Origin of the sequence: Paraburkholderia sp., assembly GCF_036488505.1 — a bacterium.
Classification (GTDB): Bacteria; Pseudomonadota; Gammaproteobacteria; order Burkholderiales; family Burkholderiaceae; genus Paraburkholderia.
Map to the genome: position 1 here is coordinate 1 of NZ_DASXHN010000295.1, position 21,085 is coordinate 21,085.

19 protein-coding genes and 1 riboswitch are annotated in these 21,085 nt (G+C 65.0%); of the genes, 9 read left to right on the plus strand and 10 right to left on the minus strand.

The window, feature by feature from the left end; all coding sequences use genetic code 11:
- A partial coding sequence (locus VGH68_RS17595) for a PhoH family protein (RefSeq protein WP_331604936.1) occupies positions 1–845 on the minus strand: 845 nt, incomplete at its 3' end.
- A gap of 77 nt (positions 846–922) precedes the next feature.
- On the minus strand, positions 923–2,296 hold the full coding sequence (miaB, locus tag VGH68_RS17600) for a tRNA (N6-isopentenyl adenosine(37)-C2)-methylthiotransferase MiaB (protein ID WP_331604937.1): 1,374 nt from the start codon (positions 2,294–2,296) through the stop codon (positions 923–925).
- Positions 2,297–2,745: 449 nt separating this feature from the next.
- On the opposite strand from miaB, the gene VGH68_RS17605 reads away from it, so the two are divergent.
- Positions 2,746–3,453: an XRE family transcriptional regulator gene (locus VGH68_RS17605; RefSeq protein ID WP_331604938.1), complete on the plus strand. Its 708-nt coding sequence runs from the start codon at positions 2,746–2,748 to the stop codon at positions 3,451–3,453.
- A gap of 91 nt (positions 3,454–3,544) precedes the next feature.
- Positions 3,545–3,730: riboswitch (FMN riboswitch) on the plus strand.
- 146 nt (positions 3,731–3,876) lie between these two features.
- A complete protein-coding gene (ribB, locus tag VGH68_RS17610) occupies positions 3,877–4,596 on the plus strand; it encodes a 3,4-dihydroxy-2-butanone-4-phosphate synthase (protein ID WP_331604939.1) in 720 nt (239 codons plus the stop codon).
- Positions 4,597–4,673: 77 nt separating this feature from the next.
- Here ribB and VGH68_RS17615 read toward each other — a convergent pair whose 3' ends face one another.
- Both VGH68_RS17615 and glpK read right to left on the minus strand, forming a co-directional pair.
- On the minus strand, positions 4,674–5,360 hold the full coding sequence (locus VGH68_RS17615) for an HAD family hydrolase (RefSeq protein WP_331604940.1): 687 nt from the start codon (positions 5,358–5,360) through the stop codon (positions 4,674–4,676).
- Positions 5,361–5,492: 132 nt separating this feature from the next.
- Positions 5,493–6,992 carry a glycerol kinase GlpK gene (gene glpK, locus VGH68_RS17620; protein WP_331604941.1) on the minus strand — a complete coding sequence of 500 codons (1,500 nt, stop codon included), beginning with the start codon at positions 6,990–6,992 and terminating at the stop codon, positions 5,493–5,495.
- A gap of 349 nt (positions 6,993–7,341) precedes the next feature.
- On the opposite strand from glpK, the gene VGH68_RS17625 reads away from it, so the two are divergent.
- Complete coding sequence (locus VGH68_RS17625; protein WP_331604942.1) at positions 7,342–7,716, plus strand: hypothetical protein; 375 nt, start codon at positions 7,342–7,344, stop codon at positions 7,714–7,716.
- A 186-nt stretch (positions 7,717–7,902) separates the two neighbouring features.
- Here VGH68_RS17625 and VGH68_RS17630 read toward each other — a convergent pair whose 3' ends face one another.
- A complete protein-coding gene (locus tag VGH68_RS17630; RefSeq protein ID WP_331604943.1) occupies positions 7,903–8,100 on the minus strand; it encodes a hypothetical protein in 198 nt (65 codons plus the stop codon).
- A gap of 649 nt (positions 8,101–8,749) precedes the next feature.
- Here VGH68_RS17630 and VGH68_RS17635 point away from each other — a divergent pair.
- From VGH68_RS17635 to VGH68_RS17650, 4 genes are all read left to right on the plus strand, one after another.
- Positions 8,750–10,387 carry a gamma-glutamyltransferase family protein gene (locus tag VGH68_RS17635; RefSeq protein WP_331604944.1) on the plus strand — a complete coding sequence of 546 codons (1,638 nt, stop codon included), beginning with the start codon at positions 8,750–8,752 and terminating at the stop codon, positions 10,385–10,387.
- 200 nt (positions 10,388–10,587) lie between these two features.
- Complete coding sequence (locus VGH68_RS17640; protein WP_331604945.1) at positions 10,588–11,964, plus strand: MFS transporter; 1,377 nt, start codon at positions 10,588–10,590, stop codon at positions 11,962–11,964.
- 359 nt (positions 11,965–12,323) lie between these two features.
- Complete coding sequence (locus tag VGH68_RS17645; RefSeq protein WP_331604946.1) at positions 12,324–13,151, plus strand: ferritin-like domain-containing protein; 828 nt, start codon at positions 12,324–12,326, stop codon at positions 13,149–13,151.
- A 132-nt stretch (positions 13,152–13,283) separates the two neighbouring features.
- On the plus strand, positions 13,284–13,826 hold the full coding sequence (locus tag VGH68_RS17650; protein WP_331604947.1) for a hypothetical protein: 543 nt from the start codon (positions 13,284–13,286) through the stop codon (positions 13,824–13,826).
- A 70-nt stretch (positions 13,827–13,896) separates the two neighbouring features.
- On the opposite strand, the gene VGH68_RS17655 is transcribed toward VGH68_RS17650, so the two are convergent.
- From VGH68_RS17655 to VGH68_RS17670, 4 genes are all read right to left on the minus strand, one after another.
- On the minus strand, positions 13,897–15,510 hold the full coding sequence (locus VGH68_RS17655; RefSeq protein ID WP_331604948.1) for a DEAD/DEAH box helicase: 1,614 nt from the start codon (positions 15,508–15,510) through the stop codon (positions 13,897–13,899).
- Positions 15,511–15,731: 221 nt separating this feature from the next.
- Positions 15,732–16,352, minus strand: coding sequence for a PAQR family membrane homeostasis protein TrhA (gene trhA, locus VGH68_RS17660; RefSeq protein WP_331604949.1), 621 nt, complete (start codon positions 16,350–16,352; stop codon positions 15,732–15,734).
- A 131-nt stretch (positions 16,353–16,483) separates the two neighbouring features.
- Complete coding sequence (locus tag VGH68_RS17665) at positions 16,484–17,785, minus strand: cytochrome c (protein WP_331604950.1); 1,302 nt, start codon at positions 17,783–17,785, stop codon at positions 16,484–16,486.
- Between the two features lie 21 nt (positions 17,786–17,806).
- Positions 17,807–18,538: a c-type cytochrome gene (locus tag VGH68_RS17670; RefSeq protein ID WP_331604951.1), complete on the minus strand. Its 732-nt coding sequence runs from the start codon at positions 18,536–18,538 to the stop codon at positions 17,807–17,809.
- Between the two features lie 329 nt (positions 18,539–18,867).
- Here VGH68_RS17670 and copC point away from each other — a divergent pair, with 329 nt between their 5' ends.
- Positions 18,868–19,245, plus strand: a complete 378-nt coding sequence (gene copC / locus VGH68_RS17675) for a copper homeostasis periplasmic binding protein CopC (protein ID WP_331604952.1) — start codon at positions 18,868–18,870, stop codon at positions 19,243–19,245.
- Positions 19,242–20,171: a CopD family protein gene (locus VGH68_RS17680; RefSeq protein ID WP_331604953.1), complete on the plus strand. Its 930-nt coding sequence runs from the start codon at positions 19,242–19,244 to the stop codon at positions 20,169–20,171. Before copC ends, VGH68_RS17680 begins: the two co-directional genes overlap by 4 nt.
- A gap of 251 nt (positions 20,172–20,422) precedes the next feature.
- Here VGH68_RS17680 and VGH68_RS17685 read toward each other — a convergent pair whose 3' ends face one another.
- A complete protein-coding gene (locus VGH68_RS17685) occupies positions 20,423–20,725 on the minus strand; it encodes a hypothetical protein (protein WP_331604954.1) in 303 nt (100 codons plus the stop codon).
- Between the last annotated feature and the right edge of the window lie 360 nt (positions 20,726–21,085).

Consider the following 21,085-nt stretch of genomic DNA (forward strand, 5'->3'; position numbering starts at 1 on the left):
TTCATCTGTTCGGGCGTGGTGTTCTGTGCCTCGTCGAGGATGATGAACGCGTGGTTCAGCGTGCGGCCGCGCATGTACGCGAGCGGCGCGATTTCGATCATCTGCCGCTCGAACATCTTGGCGGTCTTGTCGAAACCGAGCAGGTCGTACAGCGCGTCGTAGAGCGGGCGCAAATACGGATCGACCTTCTGCGCAAGATCGCCGGGCAGAAAACCGAGTCGCTCGCCCGCTTCGACCGCGGGGCGCGTGAGCACGATCCGCTTGACCTGGTCGCGCTCGAGCGCATCGACCGCGCAGGCCACCGCGAGGTAGGTCTTGCCGGTGCCGGCGGGGCCGACGCCGAACGTGACGTCGTGCGAGATGATCTGCTTCAGGTACTCGCGCTGCGCCGGCGTACGGCCGCGCAAGTCCGCGCGCCGCGTGTACAGCTTCGGGCCGTATTCCTCGAAGTCGTCGTCGGACGCGTCGGCGCCGGCGGGCTGGTCGAACGGATGGTCGGGGTTGCCGGTGAAGCGCGGGTCGGCGGCTTCATCGCCGTCGCCATTCCCATTGCCGTTGCCGTTCGGGCGATGGCGCGCCGGGTGGCGCACTTCGACGAGCGCGAGCTGGATGTCGTCGACCGACAGCGGCTCGCGCGCATTGTTGTAGAAGTTTTCGAGCGCGGTCAGCGCAAGCTTCGCGCCGCGCCCGCGGATCGTGATGCGATGGCCGCGACGCTGCAAGGTCACATCGAGCGCCTGCTCGATCTGCCGCAGATTTTCGTCGAGCGGTCCGCAGAGGTTGGCGAGCCGCGCGTTGTCGTCGCGCGGTGCGGTGAATTCCAGATGCGGCTGAGTGGTCTTCAAGGCGATGAGTCGATCCTGTCGGTTGCGGTATGCGGGTTCTGGCCTGTGTGCTTGCTGAGTCTGCTGGGAGCTCGCGCTCAATGCGTCGCCGCGGAGCTGTCGTCGTGAACCATCACGAGTTCGCCACGCAGCGAATGCGGGTACGCGTGCACGATCTTCACGTCGACCATCTGGCCGATCAGCCGCGCGTGCGACGCGAGCGGTGCCGGAAAGTTAACCACGCGGTTGTTCCCGGTGCGGCCGGCGAGCTCGTTCGGGTCCTTGCGCGCGCGGCGCTCGACCAGAATCTGTTCGACGTTGCCGACCATCGCATTGCTGATGCGCTGCACGTTCTCTTCGATCGTCGCCTGCAGATGCTGCAAGCGTTTGAGCTTCACTTCACGCGGCGTGTCGTCGTGCAGATTCGCGGCGGGGGTGCCGGGGCGCGGGCTGTAGATGAACGAGAAGCTGGTGTCGTACTTCATCTCGTCGACGAGCGCCATCATCTTGTCGAAGTCTTCGTCGGTCTCGCCGGGAAAGCCGACGATCATGTCCGTCGACAGCGACAGGTCCGGGCGGATCGCGCGCAGACGGCGGATCACGGACTTGTATTCGAGCACCGTGTAGCCGCGCTTCATCGCCATCAGGATGCGGTCGGAGCCGTGCTGCACCGGCAGATGCAGGTGGCTCACGAGCTTCGGCACCTTCGCGTACGTATCGATCAGGCGCTGCGTGAATTCTTTCGGATGCGAGGTCGTGTAGCGAATCCGTTCGATGCCCGGAATGTCGGCGACGTATTCGATCAGCGTCGCGAAATCGGCGATCTCGGCCGCGCCCGCGCTCAACGCGCCACGGTACGCATTGACGTTCTGGCCAAGCAGCGTGACTTCGCGCACGCCCTGGTCGGCGAGGCCGGCGATTTCGGTCAGCACGTCGTCGAGCGGACGCGACACTTCCTCGCCGCGCGTGTACGGCACCACGCAGTAGCTGCAGTACTTGCTGCAGCCTTCCATGATCGACACGAATGCACTCGGACCGTCGACGCGCGCCGGCGGCAGGTGATCGAACTTCTCGATTTCGGGGAACGTGATGTCGACCTGCGCGCGGCCGCTCGCGCGGCGCGCGTCGATCATCTGCGGCAGGCGGTGCAGCGTTTGCGGACCGAACACCAGGTCGACGTACGGTGCGCGCGCGACGATCGATGCGCCTTCCTGGCTGGCGACGCAGCCACCGACGCCGATGATCAGATTGGGATTCGCGTCCTTCAGCTCGCGTACGCGGCCGAGGTCGGAGAAGACTTTTTCCTGCGCTTTTTCGCGCACCGAGCAGGTGTTGAACAGGATCACGTCGGCGTCTTCCGGCGTGTCGGTTTTAACGAGTCCTTCAGCGGCACCGAGCACGTCGACCATTTTGTCGGAGTCGTACTCGTTCATCTGGCAGCCAAAGGTCTTTACGTAAACTTTCTTGGTCATCGAATTTCGCCGGTCGCAGTGGTTAATCTGGGGGCGTGATAGAGGGTGAAGGGGGCCGCGTGGCGGGGCAGCGCGGCGTACTGGGCCGGCGTGCAAGCGTCTTTTGCGGCGCAACTTGAGATTATAGCCCTTCGTCGAGCGGGGGTTTGGGCGCCTGTCTTGCGGATGGCCCGGTTCGTGACGGCTTGCAAAACACCATGTTTAACCTGATTCCAGCTCGTGTCCGATCGCGACACGATCCTCTGCTGGCGGTCCGCGCGCCGCTGCTTGCGTGGCTCGCGGCGAGCACGGATGCGCGGGTCATGCCGGTTGCGCAGCGCGCGTCAGTTGCTTGCCTCCGCGATGCTGATAACAGTGTGAAGATAACTTCGTTGGGCGGCGCGTAAGCCGATGCTATCTTGCCTCCACTCACTGCTTTGGCGCCGGCCGTCGGCGCTCTGGAGCCCACGATGCATTCTCCGCTAGCGCTGGTTCGCGACCCCTCGGCCGATGTCGATACGGACGCGGTAGCGCGTTCGCCGCAATCGTTCGATGCGCTCGAGCAACTGGTCGGCGTGAACCTGGCCCGGCTGCGCGCCGAACGGCAGTTGTCGCTCGACGCGCTGGCTCGCGCGTCCGGCGTATCGCGCGCGATGCTCGCGCAGATCGAATCGGCGCGTAGCGTGCCGTCGATCAAGGTGCTGCGCAAGGTGGCCGCGGCGCTGAAAGTATCGGTGGCGGCGTTTTTGCGGCGTCATGCGAACAACGGCTTCGAGCACTTGCCGGCGGACCGCTCGGCGCGCCTGGTCAGCGCAAACGGCCGTTATTCGGCGCGGCCCCTTTATCCCGACGACGAACCGGCCGCCGCCGAGTTTCACGAACTGCGCATTGCGCCGCTGCATACCGAGACGGGCATCCGGCGCGCGCCGGGCACGACGGTCAATCTCGTGGTCAGCGATGGCACGCTCGAAGTCAGCGTGCAGGATCAGCGTCAGTTGCTAGCGACCGGCGATGCGATCGTGTTCGACGCGGACCAGCCGCATAGTCTGCGCAATCCTGGCGACACCGAAGCGCGCGCGTTTCGCGTGACGCTGCCGGCCGAGACGCCGCCGCGCTGGGAGGTGCCGGCGCCGGACGGGGCGCGCGATCAGGCGGCGAGCGAAAGCGCGCCCGGATGACAGGCCCAGCCGTCAGTAGGGTCTTTACCCGCCGCGCTGCGCGCGCGGCGCGCTTGTCGTATGCTTTGCCGGCCGGTAAATCCGGCAATCAGTGCGTCTTCAGGGCGGGGTGAGATTCCCCACCGGCGGTAGGCCGGCAAGCGCGACAGCGCGAAGCCGGCAAGCCCGCGAGCGCCCGCATCGGGTGGTCTTCGCCGTAGCGAAGGCCGCCGCGGGGTCAGCAGATCTGGTCAGAAGCCAGAGCCGACGGTCATAGTCCGGATGAAAGAAGATGTGCAGATAGTCATCTGCGTGCCGTGACATCGCCGGTCGTTCAGGCGGTGCGTGAGCGCCGCTTTCTTGCGGCGACCAGCGGTGCGTTCGAGTCTGTTTGCAATGCCCTGAAACGTTTCTCGCCCAACTTTTGCGATGAGCGTTTCGATCATGTCTATTGCTGCTTTTCCCGCCCCGTCGACGATTGCCGAAGATGCATTCGCCGATCTCCCGTTGCTTGCCACCGAACCCGTGCCGCCGCGTATTGCCGCCGCCTTGCAGGCCATGCGCGACGGCCGCGCGGTCGTGCTGCAGGACGACCATGATCGTGAGAACGAAGCCGATCTGATCGTGTCGGCCGAGCGTCTGTCGGTCGAAACGATGGCGCTGCTGATCCGCGAATGCAGCGGCATCGTGTGCCTGTGCCTGACCGACGACAAGATCCGCGCGCTGGAATTGCCGCCGATGGCCGTCAACAACGAAAGCCGTCATGGCACCGCGTTCACCGTGTCGATCGAAGCGCGCGAGGGCGTGACGACCGGCGTGTCCGCACTCGATCGCGTGACGACGATTCGCGCCGCGATCGCCGACACCGCGAAGCCCGCGGACATCGTGCGTCCGGGCCACGTGTTCCCGCTGCGCGCCGTGCCTGGCGGTGTGCTCGCGCGGCGCGGCCATACCGAAGGCACGGTCGATCTCGCGATCCTCGCGGGTCTCGCGCCGGCTGGCGTGCTGTGCGAACTGATGAATGCGGACGGCACGATGACGCGCGGCGCGGATGTCGAGCGCTTCGCCGCGCGACACAAGCTGCCGTTGCTGACGATTGCCGAGCTGGTGGCGTTTCGCGAGGCGCTCGCGCAGGCGCGCGAGCGCGCGGCGGTCGAGGCTTGAGAAGCGGCTTTTTTCGCGGCTACTGCGTGTCGGGTCAACGCCAACGCATACGCATATGCAAACGCCTCGGAAAATCCCTACGACTGCACGTCGCCGAATTCCCCGCGCACGCCCGCCTCGACGAGCCCCGGCAATTCGTCCATGTGCTTCATGATGCGCGTGATGCCCATCCCGCGAAGCGCGTCCGCGTAGCCGTCGGGAATATGGCTCGCGCCGACGAATGCGATCGTCTTCATGCCCGCCGCGCGCGCCGCGTTCAGTCCTGCGACGCTGTCCTCGACGACGACGCAGCGGGTCGGCTCGACGCCGAGCGTGTTTGCCGCGAATAGATACACATCGGGATAGGGCTTGGGCCGCGCGACCTGCTGGGCGCTGAAAATCCGCTCGCCAAAAATCTGCTGCAAGCCCGCGCGCCGCACCGATGCGGTGACGCGCGCGATGCGGCTATTCGATACGACCGCGGCGGGCAGCGTCACACGTTGCAGCGCGTCGCGCACGCCATTGACCGGGCTCAACGACGCGGCCAGTTCGAGTTCGACGTGGTGTTCGATCGTATCGAAGAAGCCGGCGGGCAGCGTAATGTCGAACTGCTGCTCGATGCTCGCGAGAAAACGCGAGGTTTGCTGGCCGAAGGCGGTTTTGACGATCGGGGCGAAATCGAGGCCGGGGAAGGTGGCCGTCAGCGTTTCCAACATCACGCGATCGGCGATGACTTCGCTGTCGACGAGCACGCCGTCGCAGTCACAGATGAGGTGGTCGATCATGCCTGAAAAACGGTGAGCGGGATGCGCGCGGGCGCTGCGGTTGCCACCCCGCGCACCGCGGTGGAAAGCGTCATCATACGGGCGTTTCGGACGCTGGTTTGGGGGGCGGGTGCTCCGTGCGGGTTCAATGCGTCAGTGCATATCCGCCCACGCCTTGGCCGCGTGGACCGCACGTTGCCATCCATCGAGGCAAGCCTGCACCTGCGCATGCGGCAGCGCCGGCGTAAAGCGGTGTTCGAGTTTCCATTGACTTTGCAGTTCGTCGATGTCCTGCCAGTAGCCGACCGCGAGGCCGGCGAGATAGGCCGCGCCCAGCGCGGTGGTCTCCGATATCCGCGGGCGCACTGTGTCCACGCCGAGGATGTCGGCCTGGAACTGCATCAACAGATCGTTCGCGCAGGCGCCGCCGTCCACCCGCAATTCGCCGATGCGAATGCCCGAATCGGCTTCCATCGCCTTCAACACGTCGAGCGATTGATACGCGATCGAATCGAGCGCGGCGCGCGCGATGTGCGCGGACGTCGTGCCCCGCGTGAGCCCGAACAGCGTGCCGCGCGCGCGCGCATTCCAGTGCGGTGCACCCAGGCCTGCGAACGCGGGCACGACATACACGCCGTCGCAGTGCGGCACCCCGCGCGCAAGCGTTTCGATCTCCGCAGCGTTCCTGATGATGCCCAAGCCGTCGCGCAGCCACTGCACGACCGCGCCGCCGATGAAGATGCTGCCCTCGAGCGCGTAGTCGATTCTGTCGCCGATCTGCCAGGCGATCGTCGTGACCAGATTGTTGCGCGATTCGATCGGCTTGCTGCCGGTGTTCATCACGAGAAAGCAGCCGGTGCCGTAGGTGTTCTTCACCATGCCCGACTCGGTGCACATCTGGCCGAAGAGCGCGGCGTGCTGATCGCCGGCGATGCCCGCAAGCGGAATGTTCGACGCGAACACGGTCGTCACGCTCGGCCCGTAAACCTCCGAGGACGGCCGCACGTCCGGCAACATGCTGCGCGGGATGTCGAGCGCGGCGAGCAGTTCGTCGTCCCACTTCAGCGTATGGATGTTGAAAAGCATCGTGCGCGATGCGTTGGTCACGTCGGTGATGTGCAGCGCGCCTTTGGTGAAATTCCACATCAACCAGCTGTCGACGGTGCCGAACGCGAGCCGGCCCGCGCGCGCTTTTTCGCGCGCGCCTTCGACGTTCTCGAGAATCCAGCGGATTTTGGTGGCCGAGAAATACGAATCGACCGGCAGGCCGGTTTTCGCACGCACGCTCGCTTCGAGCCCCTGGGCCTTCAACTCGTCGCAGAAGTCGGCGGTGCGGCGATCCTGCCAGACGATCGCGTTGTAGACCGGCTGGCCGGTTTTGCGATCCCACACGATCGTGGTTTCGCGTTGATTGGTGATGCCGATCGCGGCGATCGACGTGCCGTTCAACCCGGCACGCGTGACGGCCTCGGCGGCAACGCCAGCCTGGGTCGACCAGATTTCCCGCGGATCGTGCTCGACCCAGCCCGGCTGCGGGTAGATCTGCTCGAATTCCTTCTGCGCGGTCGACACGACGTTGCCGTGCCGGTCGAACAGCATCGCGCGCGAGCTGGTGGTCCCTTGGTCCAGCGCGAGGACGTACTGATCCTGCATCGTCTCTTCTCCATGGATGTTGCGGATCGTCGGGATGTGGGCCGGCGATCGGAGCGGCATGTTGTTGTAAGCGGGCTGCCATAGTTTGATGGTGCATGCCGGCGTCGTCCAGCGAAGATCGGCGGCGGGTGTTCGGCCGGTCGGTCGGCCGGCAGGCATGCGGGCAGCGGGCGGCGGGCATCGGCGGCGGCGGCGGTGGCGGTGGCGGTGGCGCGGTCCAACTTAAATGAACATATTCGAAAAAGTAAAGTTCGCCTGAACCGATGCGGACCTGTCCGGACGGCGACAGGAGTGGCGCAACCCGCGAGCACGGACGATACTCTCGGCAACAGCCATTTCGAGGTGATGAATGCGTGGACTTTTGATGATCGCCGCCGCGGCGGTTCTGGCCGGATGCGTGAGCTCGCCGAGCCTGGAAGGAACGGCGGGCGCGCCGTCGTTCGACGCGTTACAGCAGATGTGCTCGCCGCAGACGGTCGACTACGGCCACGACGCGCAGTCCGTCTATGCGACGTTTTTCGACGCGTATGTGGCGACCCGGCGCGGCCGGCTGTCGAAAGAGGATTTTTGCGCGTTCCAGGCGTCGATCGCGCAACGCCACGCAAGCGAGGCGACTAGCAGCGATCCGAAGGTGCGCAATCAGTGGGTCGAGTTTTTTGCCGAGCAGCGTGCGAACGCGATCAGCTGGCGCGCGCGGGTCGATCCGACCTTGCGCGCCGGTTGAGCACCTATCGTTGCTGCGATGACGACTCTCGCAGAACAGCGGGCCGCGAACGCGGCCCGCTGTCGCGCGCATCGAATCGCGCGGCACGCACAGCCAGCGCAGGCCGCGCGCGAAGCCGGCGCGCCGCGCCTGGCGGGCACCAGCCACACACCGCGCGGCAGCGCTGCGGGCGACGTCGGAAAAGCCTTAGGAAAAACGCTTGATGGCCCGCAATGCGTCGTCGCCGGTTTCGGTCACACGCCATTGTTCATTGCCCGATGCGAGGCGTTCCAGTTGCACCAACTGGCGCTCGAGTAAGGCATCGAGTTCTTCACGGTCCATATCGACCTGATTGGGGGCGTCTTTCACGAGCAACAACGTGGCGAATTCATGCGGACTCAGCATCGTTCTCTCCATGTCAGGCAATCGCGGACAGCCCCGGAGGGCACCGGCCAGGCCGGATTGGTTCCGCTAACGGATCAGGGCGGGAAGTACGGCTTACACGACAGATCACGCGACCGGCACGCCGCGAAACGCACCATGCACGGCGGGGAATTGGAGTGTAGGCGACCGCCAATTAAACGCCAACCCGGGCCCCGCAAATTTTCCCTTTGACAATTGGACGCCTGAGCGGCGGTCCGGGGCGGCGGGCAGATCCTTGATTTCACTTGAGGTTTCGAGTGCGCCGCAGCATGGCGGAGAACGTCTGCCGCGCTCGGCGAAGATCGAGCGACTATCCGCCGAACTACGTGGCGATTTAGACGTTGCAGTTCGCGGCCGAAACGGTGATGCAAGCGCCGCCACGGCCCCGGCCGATTGCGGCTATCGTAAAACCAGCGCGCGCGTTGCCCGCCAACTAGCGCGATTGCTATGGCGGACTTCCCGGTCGAACGTTCATTCAGGCAGATCGCGCATTTATTCATTTGATAAATGAATTTGTTTTTTAGCCGCGTTCGCGCTGCAATCCGGGGTTCCGCGCTTCAGTTGCATTACAACTTTTCCGATGATGTCCGGCGACCTTCCGCGCCGGCTCCCGCTTTCGAGAGTGTTCGACATGACTCGCTTCAATTGGCAAAACCCCTATCCGACGCCGCGTCTGCCCGTATTCGCGCGGAACATCGTTTCGACTTCGCATCCGCTCGCCGCGCAAGCCGGGCTGCGCATGCTGTGGAAAGGCGGCAATGCCGTCGATGCCGCCATCGCGGCGGCCGCCGTGATTACGCTGGTCGAGCCGGTGTCGTGCGGCCTCGGCGGTGACGCGTTCGCGCTCGTGTGGGACGGCAAGAAGCTGCATGGCCTGAATGCATCGGGCGTGTCGCCGGCGGCCTGGAATGTCGACTACTTCAAACGCAAGTACGGCGAGGAGAACGGTCTAGCGAAGCAGCCCAAGCGAGGCTGGGACGCGGTCACGGTGCCCGGCGTGATCGCCGGTTGGGAAGCGCTGCATCAGAAGTTCGGCACGCTGCCGTTCGCCGACCTGATGGAGCCGGCCATCGAGATCGCCGAGCGCGGCCACGCGGTGGCGAGCATCGTCGCGTACAAATGGGCGGCCGCCATCCCGGACCTCAAAGACCAGCCTGGCTTCGCGCAAACCTTTATGCCGCGCGGCCGCGCGCCCGAAGTGAGCGAACTGGTGCGCTTCCCCGGTCATGCGAAGACGCTGCGCAAGCTCGCCGAGCAAGGCCCGCGCGCGTACTACGAAGGCGAGATCGCCGAGCAGATCGCGGCGTTTGCCCGTGAAGGCGGCGCGGCGCTGACGCTCGACGATTTGCGCAACTATCGGGCTGACTGGGTCGAGCCGATCGGCAAGGAGTATCGCGGTCACACGGTGCATGAGATTCCGCCGAACGGGCAGGGCATCGCGGCGCTGATCGCGCTCGGCATCCTCGAAAAATTCGACGTGAAGGAGTTGGCGGTCGACAACGTCGAGTCGCAGCACCTGCAGATCGAAGCGATGAAGCTGGCGTTCGCCGACGTCTACCGTTACGTCGCCGACCCGCGCTCGATGGACGTCACGCCCGAGCAGATGCTCGACGACGCGTACCTCACGTCGCGCGCGAAGCTGATCGACCACAAACGCGCGACGCAGTTCGACTTCGGCATGCCGAAGGCGGGCGGCACGATCTACATGTCGGTGGCGGACGAGCGCGGCATGATGGTGAGCTTCATCCAGTCGAACTACATGGGCTTCGGCTCGGGCATCGTGGTGCCGGACAGCGGCATCGCGATGCAAAACCGCGGCTGCGGATTCTCGATGGACCCGAACTCGCCGAACGTGGTGGAAGGCGGCAAGCGCCCGTTCCACACGATCATCCCGGCGTTCCTCACGCAGCAGGTGAACGGCCAGCAGGAAGCGGTGATGAGCTTCGGCGTGATGGGCGGCGACATGCAGCCGCAAGGCCATCTGCAATCCATCGTGCGGATGCTCGACTACGGCCAGCAGCCGCAGGCCGCGTGCGACGCGCCGCGCTGGAAGGTCAACCGCGACTTCACGATCGACATCGAATCGACGCTCGATCCGAAGACCGCCGACGCATTGCAGAAGCTCGGCCACACGATCAAGTCGGTCGACGATCCCTACATGGACTTCGGCTCTGGCCAGTACATCTGGAAGCTCGATCGCAACGAGCCGGAGCGTGGTTACGTTGCGGCGAGCGACAGCCGTCGCGATGGTCTCGCCGCTGGGTTCTGAGCGCCGGCCCGCAGTCCAGATCGACATTCGTCATTGCAACGTGATGCGCGGCGCCCGGTACGCCGCGCCGGCCCGCGGCCGTTCAACGCCTGGCTGAGCGGCAGGGGCCGCGAGCGCCGCCTTTGCCGCCACGCGCGGCGCTTCACGAATGACAGTGGCCCGCTTCACGTATCACGCACCCGGACCAAGCAGGAGACCCTATGCAAACCCCCGCGTCCACACCCGCGAGCGCTTCGCCTCCTCCCTCGGCGCCGCCGCTTTCCAAAGCGGTGGTGCGGCGGATCGTTTTTTCGTCGTCGGTCGGTAACGCGCTCGAGTGGTTCGACTTCCTGGTCTACGGCTATTTCGCAACGATCATCGCCAAGCAGTTCTTCCCGATGCACGACGAATGGCTGTCGACGCTGCTCGCGATCGCCACCTTCGGCATCTCGTTCCTGATGCGCCCGCTGGGCGCGATCGTGCTCGGTGTGTACGGCGACCGCAAGGGCCGCAAGGCGGCGCTCACGCTCGCGATCGCACTGATGATGATCGGCACCTTCACGATGGCGGTGATGCCGCCGTTTTCGTCGATCGGTCTGGCGGCGCCGCTGCTGGTACTGCTCGCGCGGCTCATTCAGGGCTTCGCGGTGGGCGGCGAGTTCGGCAGCGCGACCGCGTTCATGGTCGAGCACAGCGCGTCGCGGCGCGGCTATTACGCGAGCTGGCAGTTCGCGAGCCAGGGGCTCGCCGCGATCACCGCAGCGACTTTCGGGTCGCTGCTGACCGCCTGGCTGCCGGCCGAGCATCTGAATAGCTGGGGCTGGCGCGTGCCGTTCGTGTTCGGGCTGCTGGTCGGCCCGGTCGGCTATTACATCCGCTCGCATCTGGACGAAACGCCGGAGTTCCTCGCGATGCAGCAGGAACGCGCGGCTCGCGAGGCGGCCGCTGAGCGCAACGGCGTGGACGAATCGAAAGATGCGTCGTTCTCGAAACAGTGGGTCAACCTGCTGCTCGCGATTGGTATCGTCGCGCAGTCCACGGTTGGCGTGTACGTGCTGCAGCTTTATATGCCGCTCTACGCGGTCAAGCAGCTGCATATGGCCGCTGCCGCGTCGTTTGGCGTGGTGGTGCTCAACGGCGGCATGCAGTTCGTCTTCTCGCCGGTGATGGGCGCGCTATCCGATCGCATCGGCCGGATTCGCATCATGCTGACCACGTCGATCCTGATGGGCGTACTGATCTATCCGATGTTCGCGTGGCTGCAGACGCATCCGACGATCGGCTGGCTGCTGCTGCTGCAAGGTGTCGCCGGGCTGTTCAAGGCGGCTTACTCGGGCCCGATGCCGGCGCTGATGTCGGAAATCTTCCCGACCCAGGTGCGCTCCACCGGTCTTTCGATCGGCTACAGCATCGGCGTGACACTCTTCGGCGGCTTTGCGCCGACCATCGTCGAAACTTTCATCCATCTGACCGGCGACAAACTCGCACCGAGTTATTACGTGCTGCTTGCGGCGGTGTTGTCGGGCATCTCGCTGATCATCGTCGCGGTGCGCATGCGCCGCGTGCGTGTCGCGCAAGCCCGCATGCAGACCGCCTGAGCGCTGGGCGCCGCGGAGGATCGCAGCGGCTGCCAGGATGGATTCGACGCACCGCGGTTCAGTTCATCGGCTTGCCGCCCGGACCCAAAGCCAGCTCATCGAGCTGGCTTTTTTCGTTATTCGCACGCCGCTTTAATTCGCCGAAAGATTTGCACTATCTTTGACTGGAACTGCAAAGGTTCGGCACGGTCTGTGCTGTGTATTCTGCATGACCGGATAACTCCGGCTAACATGCAGAGTACGAGGTCCCAACTCTAATTCACGGCGTTGTATCCGGCACGGCGAAACACCGCGGCGACCACGCGCGGGGCGGCAGAGAGCAGCCTGCGCCGGCCGGTACAGCATTGGAGCAAGACACGATGCACACAGAGCTGAACCATGTCCTGCCCTGGCGGATCGAGGACATCGACCTCACCCGCATTGACCGGCAGAAGGCTGCCGCGAACGAAGACCTGCTGCTGTTGCTGTGCGCGGCTTCGTTTATCGAAAGCGGCACCGATCTCTACACCAGCAATCTCAGTACATTTTTCAACGGCGATCCCGAGGTGTCGGCCTGGCTCAACCAGGAGTGGGAGCCCGAGGAAATGCAGCATGGCCGCGCGCTGAAGACGTATATCGGTTACGTGTGGCCCGAATTCGACTGGGATACCGCGTTTCGCAGTTTCATGGCCGAGTATTCGCTCACCTGCTCGGTCGAAGACTTCGAAAAGACCCGCGCGCTCGAAATGGTCGCGCGCTGCGTGGTCGAAACCGGCACGGCGACGCTTTATCGTGCGATCGGCGAATGTTCGGATGAACCGGTGCTCAAGGAGATCACCGACAACATCCGCACCGACGAAGTGCGCCACTACAAGCACTTTCTCAAGTACTTCAAGAAGTACAACAGAATCGAGGGCAATGGCCGGCTCGCGGTGCTCGGCGCGCTGATGCGTCGCGTGATCGAGATCAAGAACGAGGATTCCGAGATCGCGTTGCGGCATGTGTTCGCGGTCCGCTATCCGGAACGCGTGCACGACGGCGCCTACAACCGCGAGCGCGCGGCGCGTATCAATACGCTGGTGCGACGCAATCTGTCCGCCGACATGTGCGTGAAGATGCTGCTCAAGCCGCTCGATCTGCCGGCGCGGATTCAGCCGGGCGTGCATTACCCGCTCGCGAAGATCACGCAGCATGTTTTCTTTCGCTGACCCGGCGATGGATTCGCGATGAATCCGCCGTACACTCGAACAACGATCTGACAAGCCAGGCCCGCCAATGCGGGCCTGGCTTCTTTCGACGCATGAATACGCGTTGCCTGCTTCATCAACCGGACCGACCGTATGACCGACTCCTCTGCCGCCTCACCCGCTTCCGCGCCAGCGCGTCCGCTCGAACAGAACGTATTCGATGAATGGCCAGCCAACCTGCGCGCGCTGTTCGACGGGTCGTCGCTCGCGGACAAGACGGGCTTTACCGCGTCGCTGCTGACCGTCGATACCGACGGCCACGTGCGTACGTCGCTGCTGAGCCTCGGCGAACTCTATGCGCCCGATTCACGCACGCTGTGCATCGCGTTGTGGCCGCAGGCGAGGGCGACGCGCGCGATCGCGCAGAACGCCCGCGCGGCGTTGAGCTTCGTTTGCGACGCGGCGTTCTATCAGGTGCAGCTGCGTGTCCTGCCGTTGCCGTGTGCGCCCGGCGATGACACCGGTCTCGTCTATCTGACCGGTTCGATCGACGCGGGGGAAGCGCAGAGCGTGCGTTATGCGCGCCTGACCGGCGGCATCACGTTCGAACTGCAAGGAGAGGGGAGTGCGGTGCTCGAGCGGTGGGAACGGCAGCTCGAGCATTTGAAGCGGGCCGCCGCCGCGCTAAGCCGTTAGTTCTTCGAGCAAGACAGAACCGACGGCCGCGAGGCGGAGCCCGCCAAGCCAGCGACGCTGGCAAGACCGCTTAACGGCTGCGTTCGCCGTTGCGCGATTGCCGTCCGCGCGGCGCATCGCTGTGCGGCTTTGCGCCAGCGCCGAGCAACGCGCCCGGATTGCTGTTGTGCGAGCGATTGCCTTGCGGTTTGCGCGGCGCGTGATGCGTGGCGCCACCGTCATGTACCGCGGCGCGCGGACGGTCGTCGTGGCGTTGGCCGTCGCGGCGCGGCTGCCCATCGTTGCCCGCCGGCTTCGCAGCAGCAGCTTGCGGCCGCGGCGCTTGCTGACCGTTCGACGGACGTTGAGCGGAGCGCGGATTGGCGTTTTGCCCCGCGCCCTGCGCGGACCCCTGCTTTGCGCGTTGTCCCGCGCCTTGCGACGGCTTCGCTGAAGCGGCCCCCGCAGTGGCCCCCTCGCGCCGTCCGCCAGCTTGTCCCTGACGCGGCGAGCGTGCACCGCCGCCGCCCTGGCTGCGTCGCAGGATCGGCTCCGGCTTCGCCGTCGGGTCCGGCTCGAAACCGGCGATCACTTCCTGCGCAATGGGGCGCTTGATCAGCTTCTCGATGTCCTTGAGCAACTGCAATTCGTCGACACACACGAGCGACACCGCTTCGCCGGTCGCGCCCGCGCGGCCGGTGCGGCCGATACGATGCACATAGTCTTCCGGCACGTTCGGCAGGTCGAAGTTGACCACGTGCGGCAGTTGATCGATATCGATGCCGCGCGCCGCGATATCGGTCGCGACCAATACCTGCATCGTGCCGTCCTTGAACTCGGCAAGCGCGCGGGTACGCGCCGACTGGCTCTTGTTGCCGTGAATCGCGAGCGCGCTGATGCCGTCCTTCGTCAATTGTTCGGCGAGACGGTTCGCGCCGTGCTTGGTGCGCGTGAACACGAGCACCTGAAACCAGTTGTGCTGGCGGATCAGATGCGTGAGCAGTTCGCGCTTGCGGTCGCGATCGACCGGGTGAATCTTTTGCGCGACGGATTCCGCCGTCGTATTGCGGCGCGCGACTTCGATCAGCGCCGGCGAGTCGAGCAGGTTGTCGGCGAGCGCCTTGATCTCGTCGGAGAAGGTCGCCGAGAACAGCAGGTTCTGACGCTTGGGCGGCAGCTTCGCGAGCACGCGCTTGATGTCGTGGATAAAGCCCATGTCGAGCATGCGGTCCGCTTCGTCGAGCACGAGAATCTCGAGATGCGACAAATCGATGGTCTTCTGCTGCATGTGATCGAGCAGTCGGCCCGGCGTCGCGACGACGATGTCGACACCGCTCTTGAGCACGCTGATCTGCGGGTTGATGCCGACGCCGCCGAACATCACGGTCGACTTCAGCTTCAGATATTTGCCGTACCCGCGCACGCTTTCTTCGACCTGGGCGGCGAGTTCACGCGTCGGCGTGAGGATCAGCGCGCGCACCACGCGCTTGCCACCGGCGGCCGGCGGCATTGCATTCAGGCGCTGCAGGATCGGCAGCGTGAAGCCGGCGGTCTTGCCGGTGCCGGTTTGCGCGCCGGCGAGCAGATCGCCACCGTTGAGCACGGCCGGAATCGCCTGAGTCTGGATAGGAGTCGGGGAGGTGTAGCCCAGTTCGTGCACGGCACGGACCAGCGGTTCGGACAAGCCGAGGGAATCAAAAGACATAAAAGCTCTTTGCAATGCAGTTTCGCGAACGCGCACACGGGCACGACGTACCCAGGCGCGGCAAACCGAAGCGGCATCGACACGCTCAATCGCGCATTCGAAGCCGAGCCCGGTTCCGTTCACGGAGAAATCGGCGGCACGCTCAGACCTGTGCCGAATGTTTCAACGCGCTATGCAGACACGTTGACTGGCCTTAAGTTGCAGTTCGTCGCCGTGGAATGTCACGCGACGTAGCGCGCGACACTGACGAATTGACACAGACTGCCCGCCAGTACGAACAGATGCCAGATACCATGTCCGTGGCGGATGCGCTCGTCGTTGATGAAGAAGTAGATGCCGACGCTATAAATGACGCCGCCGGCCACGAGCCAAGCGGCACCCGCTGCCGGTAACGCATGCAGCAACGGGTGGATGGCTACGAGCGCAAGCCATCCCATCAGCACATACAGCACCATCGACACGCTGCGGGTGCGTCGCCCGAGCGTGAGTTCCTGCACGATGCCAAGGGCGGCGAGCCCCCAGCTTACGCCAAACAGCGACCAGCCCCACGGCCCGCGCAACGTCACCAGCGTGAACGGCGTGTAGCTGCCGGCGATCAGCAGGTAGATCGCCGAATGATCGCATTTCTGCAGAACCGCCTTCAGGCGCGGATGGCTGACGCTGTGATAGAGCGTCGAGATCGCGTACAGCATGAACAGCATCGCACCGTACACGCTGAAGCTGACCACCTTGTACGCGTCGCCGGCCAGCGCGCCCATCGTGACGAGTGTCGCCATCCCCGCCACTGACAGCACCGCGCCGACCAGATGGGTCATGCTGTTAAAACGCTCACCGACAGGCACGGCTCATTCCTCCTGCGCGGTCTCACGAGAGCGACCGCATACGCTCGCGGCCCCACATGATACCGGTCCTGAAAAAACGAAGGCGCGGCTGCGATATCCGCAGGCCGCGCCTGGGGTGCATCGAACGCCGGTCAGTCGAGCGGCGCCGAACGCAGATCGGACACTTGCTGTGGCGACACGGCGGTGCCGTGGTTGCCCCAGGACATACGGATGTACGTCACGACCGCCGCGACTTCCTGATTCGACAGTGCTTGCGCGAACGGCGGCATGCCGTACGGATGCGGGTTCGCTTCCGTGCTCGGCGGGTAGCCGCCATTCAACACCATGCGGATCGGGTTGACCGCCGACGGCATCTGGATCGACTGGTTGTTCGCGAGCGGTGGGAACGCCGGCGGCTGGCCGAGACCGTTTTCCGCGTGGCACTTCGCGCAGTTGTCAGCGTAGATCTTCTGACCTTGCTGCAACAGTTCGCCGCCGAACTTTTCGGAGGTCTCGAGCTGCATCGGCTCCGGTGCTTCCTTCTTCTGCGGGATCGTCTTCAGGTACGTCGCCATCGCGTTGATGTCTTCGGCCGACAGATACTGCAGGCTGTTGTGAACCACTTCGGCCATCGGACCGAACACCGCGCCGCGGTTCGACACGCCGGTTTTCAGCAGGTCGGCGATGTCCTTCAGATCCCAGTCGCCGAGGCCCGCTTCGCGGTTCGACGTCAGCGACGGCGCATACCAGTTCTGCAACGGAATCAAACCGCCCGCGAACGCCGCCGAGCTGACCGGACCGCCCATCGCGTTGATCGACGTGTGGCACATGCCGCAGTGGCCGAGGCCTTCGACCAGGTACGCGCCGCGGTTCCATTCGACCGACTTGGTCGGATCCGGCTTGAACTCGCCTTCACGGAAGAACAGCGTGCGCCAGCCGATCAGCATGTTGCGCTGGTTGAACGGGAATTTCAGTTCGTGCGGACGGCTCGGCACGTTGACCGGCGCGACCGACCGCATATACGCATAGATCGCGTCCGAATCGGCGCGCGTGACCTTCGTGTAGCTCGTGAACGGGAAGCCCGGATAGAGCAGGCTGCCGTCCTTCGAGCGGCCGGTGTGGATCGCGCGATAGAAGTCGTCGGCGGTCCACTTGCCGATGCCGTACTGGTCGTCCGGCGTGATGTTCGGCGTGAACATCGTGCCGAACGGCGTGGCCATCGGCAGACCGCCGGCGAACGGCTTGCCGCCGCGCACCGTGTGGCACGCGATACAGTCGCCGGCGCGGGCGAGGTACTCGCCCTTCTTGATCAGGTCGGCCTGGTCGGCGGGCGTTGCCGCGACGGCCGCGCCGCTGCTGTGCAGGTGGTCGCCGCCCGACCACAGGACGGGAACGAGTGCGGCGGCCGCAACGACGACGACTGCCGAGAGGGCGAACAATGACTTGCGTTTCATTTGTGGGTTTCTCCCGGCGCCTTATTGCGGTTCGCTGCCGCAGGCTAGCGGAGTCTTCAACGAGCGGGCCGGAGCCGGCACGGGGTTTTGCGGAGCCTGCTGCGTGGAGAGCCAGGCGGCGACGGCGTTCACGTCCTCGTCGGACAGACGCGTGGCGATCGTGTGCATGCAGTCGGGGGCGATTGCACGGCGTGTGCCCGAGCGCCATGCGCCGAGCTGCGCGCTGATGTAGTCCGAGTGCAGGCCGACCAGGCCCGGGATAGCCGGTTCCATGCCGGTCAGTGCCTTGCCGTGGCAGGCCGCGCACGCGGGAACCTGTTTCGACGTGTCGCCGTGCAGCACGATCTGCGCGCCGCGCTGCAGCGTTGCGGCCGATACCGTCGGCTTGGCCGGCGTGGGATACGGCGGGCGCTGCTGCGAGAAGAACGTGGCGATCTGATGGAGATAGTCGTCCGAGAGATACGTGACGAGGTAGTTCATCGGCGGGTACTTGCGGCGCCCTTCACGGAAGTTCTGCAACTGATTGAACAGATATTCCGCCGGTTTGCCCGCGAGGCGCGGGAAGTAGTCGTTGTCGGTACCTTGCCCATGCGAGCCGTGGCAGGCGGTGCAGCCTTGCACGCGCGCTTCCATCGTGTCGGGGGCCTTCGGTTGGGTCTGCGCTTGCGCTGCGCTGTAGACACCCGCGGAGCCGATCAGCAGAAAGGCAAACAACGGGCGGAAGAGGCGTCTTGAAGACACGCGTAACTCCATCAGAATCGGGGACCTGACCGAACTTCGAGCGGCTCGGTGTGAACGACAGCCGTCGCTGCGGCGACGCAGCATTCTATCATCGAAGGGTCACGGTGACCATTTGACGCATTCGACGCGGTCTCGTGTGTCAGCGCCGTGCGACAGTGTGTCACACGGTGCAGCGTCGAGCCACGCCGCCCTCGATTCGACAAAGCAGCTTGAACGCATGCGCGCGCGGGCCATCGAAGCGTACACTTCCGGGCTCGCCGGAGACCGTCCGGGCGACGCGCGCCTCGCGTCCAGCCCTTGCCGGTTCATCCCGGTTCGTTTCCATCCGCTATCGGCCTTACATGAAGCTATTCGATTTTTCCTCTGCGGCGCTGCGTGCGCTGATGTCCGGCGCCGTCGCGCTGATGGTGTCGTCGAGCGCGCTCGCGCATGCGCATCTGATCTCCAGCACGCCGGCCGCGAATGCGGACGCCGTCGCGCCCACCGAAGTGACGATCCATTTCACCGAGCCGCTGGAGCCAGCCTTCAGCAAGATCACTGTGCTGGATGCGAGCGGCAAGTCCGCGCTGGCGGCGGCATCGACGGTCGATAGCCACGATGCCCGCTTGATGCGCGCCGCGCTTGCGCAACTGGACGCCGGCCGCTATGCGGTGCACTGGGTCGCGGTGGCCACCGACGGTCATCGTACGCAAGGCGACTTCGCGTTCAACGTCAAATGAACCTGGACGCATTGTGGATCGGGCAGGTCGCGATGGCCGCGCTCATGAATGTCGCGTTCGGGTTCGCCGTGGGTTCGGCGCTGCTCGCCGCGTGGCTGGCCAATGACGCACGGCAAAGCGTGTCGCCCGCGCGACCCGGCTGGATCAGGGCGCAGCGCTCGATGCTCGCGGCCACGCTCGTGCTGGTGCTCGCGGACCTCGGCTGGCTGCTGTATCAGAGCGCGTCGATGAGCGGCGTCGCGCTGCCCGCGGCATTCGGCATGGTGCCGACCGTGTTGACGCAAACCCACGTCGGTCACGGCTGGAGCGTCGCGTTCGGCGGCGCGCTCGTGCTGCTCGGTACCGCGCTCAGCCATCGCACCGGCATGTTGCGCAACGCATTGCTGTGGCTCGCGGTGCTCGCCATCGCGGCCGGCAAGGCATCGCTCGGACATGCGGCCGATGCGGGCCTCGCGTCCGCGGCGATCGGCATGCAGACGCTGCACGTGCTGGCGACGAGCGTGTGGGGCGGCCTCGCGATGGCCTCGGGCTTGGCGGTGTTGCCGGCGCTCGGCGCGTCGACCGCGCGGGGCATGCTGATTCGCACCGCGATCCAGGTGTCGAACGTGTCGATCGTCGCGGTCATGCTCGTGCTGCTGTCGGGTGTCTTCAACGCGGTGCGCGGCTCGGGCGGCTCGTTCGAAGCGATCCAGGCGAGCACCTGGGGGCATGTGCTGACGCTCAAGCTGGTGCTGGTCGCGCTCGCGCTCGTGCTCGGCGGGCTGAACCGCATGTCGGCGCTGCCGCGCCTGCGCCGCACCGCGTCGACGATGGATGCGCACACGTTCGTCAACGTGCTGTATCTGGAAGCGCTCGTGATGATCGGCGTGTTCGTCACCGCCGCCGCGCTGTCGCATAGCGTGCCGGCATTCGCGGCGCTCGGCTGAACGCCCGGCGTCGCCTCGCGGTAGGGCGGCGGGCGCTCGGACGTGGCCAGCACGCTTTATTCTCGATATCTCAGCGGCAACAACTCGCCGCATAAAAAAGCGCCGCACTGTCAGCAACGTGCGGCGCAATACACACGGTCGCCTGGCTGAGGCCAGCGCATCCGTTACTGCTCATCAGGCCACGAGCGGGCGCGGGCGCGCACGTTGCAGCGTCTCCACGAACATCACCCAAGGCCTCGCTCGAGGTCCGCTCATTCATAGCCGAGCCGGTGGCCCAAGATCGGTGCGCAGAATAGCGCGATCGCACAACCGGCGGCTTTGCCTTCGAGTTCGGCGCCGGCCGCGCGTGAACTGGTCAGTTGCGTGAGCAAATCGAAAATCTGCGGCAGGCAGTACAGCACCGCGGCGGCGATAAAGCATTTGCCGACCAGCGAGATATGCCATCCGCGCTCGTAGGCGAGCCACGCGCCGATCACGCGCAGCACGCCGAATGAGACCAGCGCGCCGACCGCCGCCTGTTCGCGGATCAGATAGTTAGGAAGGAATTCGCCCATGGTGCTCCCCGTCGCATGTGTCGTTTGCATGCATTTCAGCAAGGAGGCAGCCATGCGTATGTCCGATACCGAACAAACGGTTCAGAAGCGTGGGCGAGAGAGCGCTGCTGGGAGTGAGGCGAAATCGCTGAGGGGCTGAAGCGTCTGTTAGAGCCGGACGGGGCTGGATGTTGCGTCAGCGCGACCGCGCGCGCGTCGGGTTGCCGTGACGCGCGCGCGCAAGTTAAAGCACGGGGTTCAACGCATTACCATTCGGCGACGCTGCCATCCGCGTGACGCCACACCGGATTGCGCCAGCGATGACCGACCTTCGCCATCTCCCGCACCTTCTCTTCATTGACCTCGATGCCGAGACCCGGC

Bases quoted from the DNA above. Each gene is read 5' to 3' on its own strand.
- VGH68_RS17645 (WP_331604946.1), top strand. From the start codon at position 12,324: ATGCACACAGAGCTGAACCATGTCCTGCCCTGGCGGATCGAGGACATC.
- VGH68_RS17615 (WP_331604940.1), bottom strand. From the start codon at position 5,360: ATGATCGACCACCTCATCTGTGACTGCGACGGCGTGCTCGTCGACAGC.
- copC (WP_331604952.1), top strand. From the start codon at position 18,868: ATGAAGCTATTCGATTTTTCCTCTGCGGCGCTGCGTGCGCTGATGTCC.
- VGH68_RS17630 (WP_331604943.1), bottom strand. From the start codon at position 8,100: ATGCTGAGTCCGCATGAATTCGCCACGTTGTTGCTCGTGAAAGACGCC.
- VGH68_RS17650 (WP_331604947.1), top strand. From the start codon at position 13,284: ATGACCGACTCCTCTGCCGCCTCACCCGCTTCCGCGCCAGCGCGTCCG.
- ribB (WP_331604939.1), top strand. From the start codon at position 3,877: ATGTCTATTGCTGCTTTTCCCGCCCCGTCGACGATTGCCGAAGATGCA.
- VGH68_RS17665 (WP_331604950.1), bottom strand. From the start codon at position 17,785: ATGAAACGCAAGTCATTGTTCGCCCTCTCGGCAGTCGTCGTCGTTGCG.
- VGH68_RS17685 (WP_331604954.1), bottom strand. From the start codon at position 20,725: ATGGGCGAATTCCTTCCTAACTATCTGATCCGCGAACAGGCGGCGGTC.
- glpK (WP_331604941.1), bottom strand. From the start codon at position 6,992: ATGCAGGATCAGTACGTCCTCGCGCTGGACCAAGGGACCACCAGCTCG.
- miaB (WP_331604937.1), bottom strand. From the start codon at position 2,296: ATGACCAAGAAAGTTTACGTAAAGACCTTTGGCTGCCAGATGAACGAG.
- VGH68_RS17605 (WP_331604938.1), top strand. From the start codon at position 2,746: ATGCATTCTCCGCTAGCGCTGGTTCGCGACCCCTCGGCCGATGTCGAT.
- VGH68_RS17655 (WP_331604948.1), bottom strand. From the start codon at position 15,510: ATGTCTTTTGATTCCCTCGGCTTGTCCGAACCGCTGGTCCGTGCCGTG.
- VGH68_RS17635 (WP_331604944.1), top strand. From the start codon at position 8,750: ATGACTCGCTTCAATTGGCAAAACCCCTATCCGACGCCGCGTCTGCCC.
- VGH68_RS17670 (WP_331604951.1), bottom strand. From the start codon at position 18,538: ATGGAGTTACGCGTGTCTTCAAGACGCCTCTTCCGCCCGTTGTTTGCC.
- VGH68_RS17640 (WP_331604945.1), top strand. From the start codon at position 10,588: ATGCAAACCCCCGCGTCCACACCCGCGAGCGCTTCGCCTCCTCCCTCG.
- VGH68_RS17680 (WP_331604953.1), top strand. From the start codon at position 19,242: ATGAACCTGGACGCATTGTGGATCGGGCAGGTCGCGATGGCCGCGCTC.
- VGH68_RS17625 (WP_331604942.1), top strand. From the start codon at position 7,342: ATGCGTGGACTTTTGATGATCGCCGCCGCGGCGGTTCTGGCCGGATGC.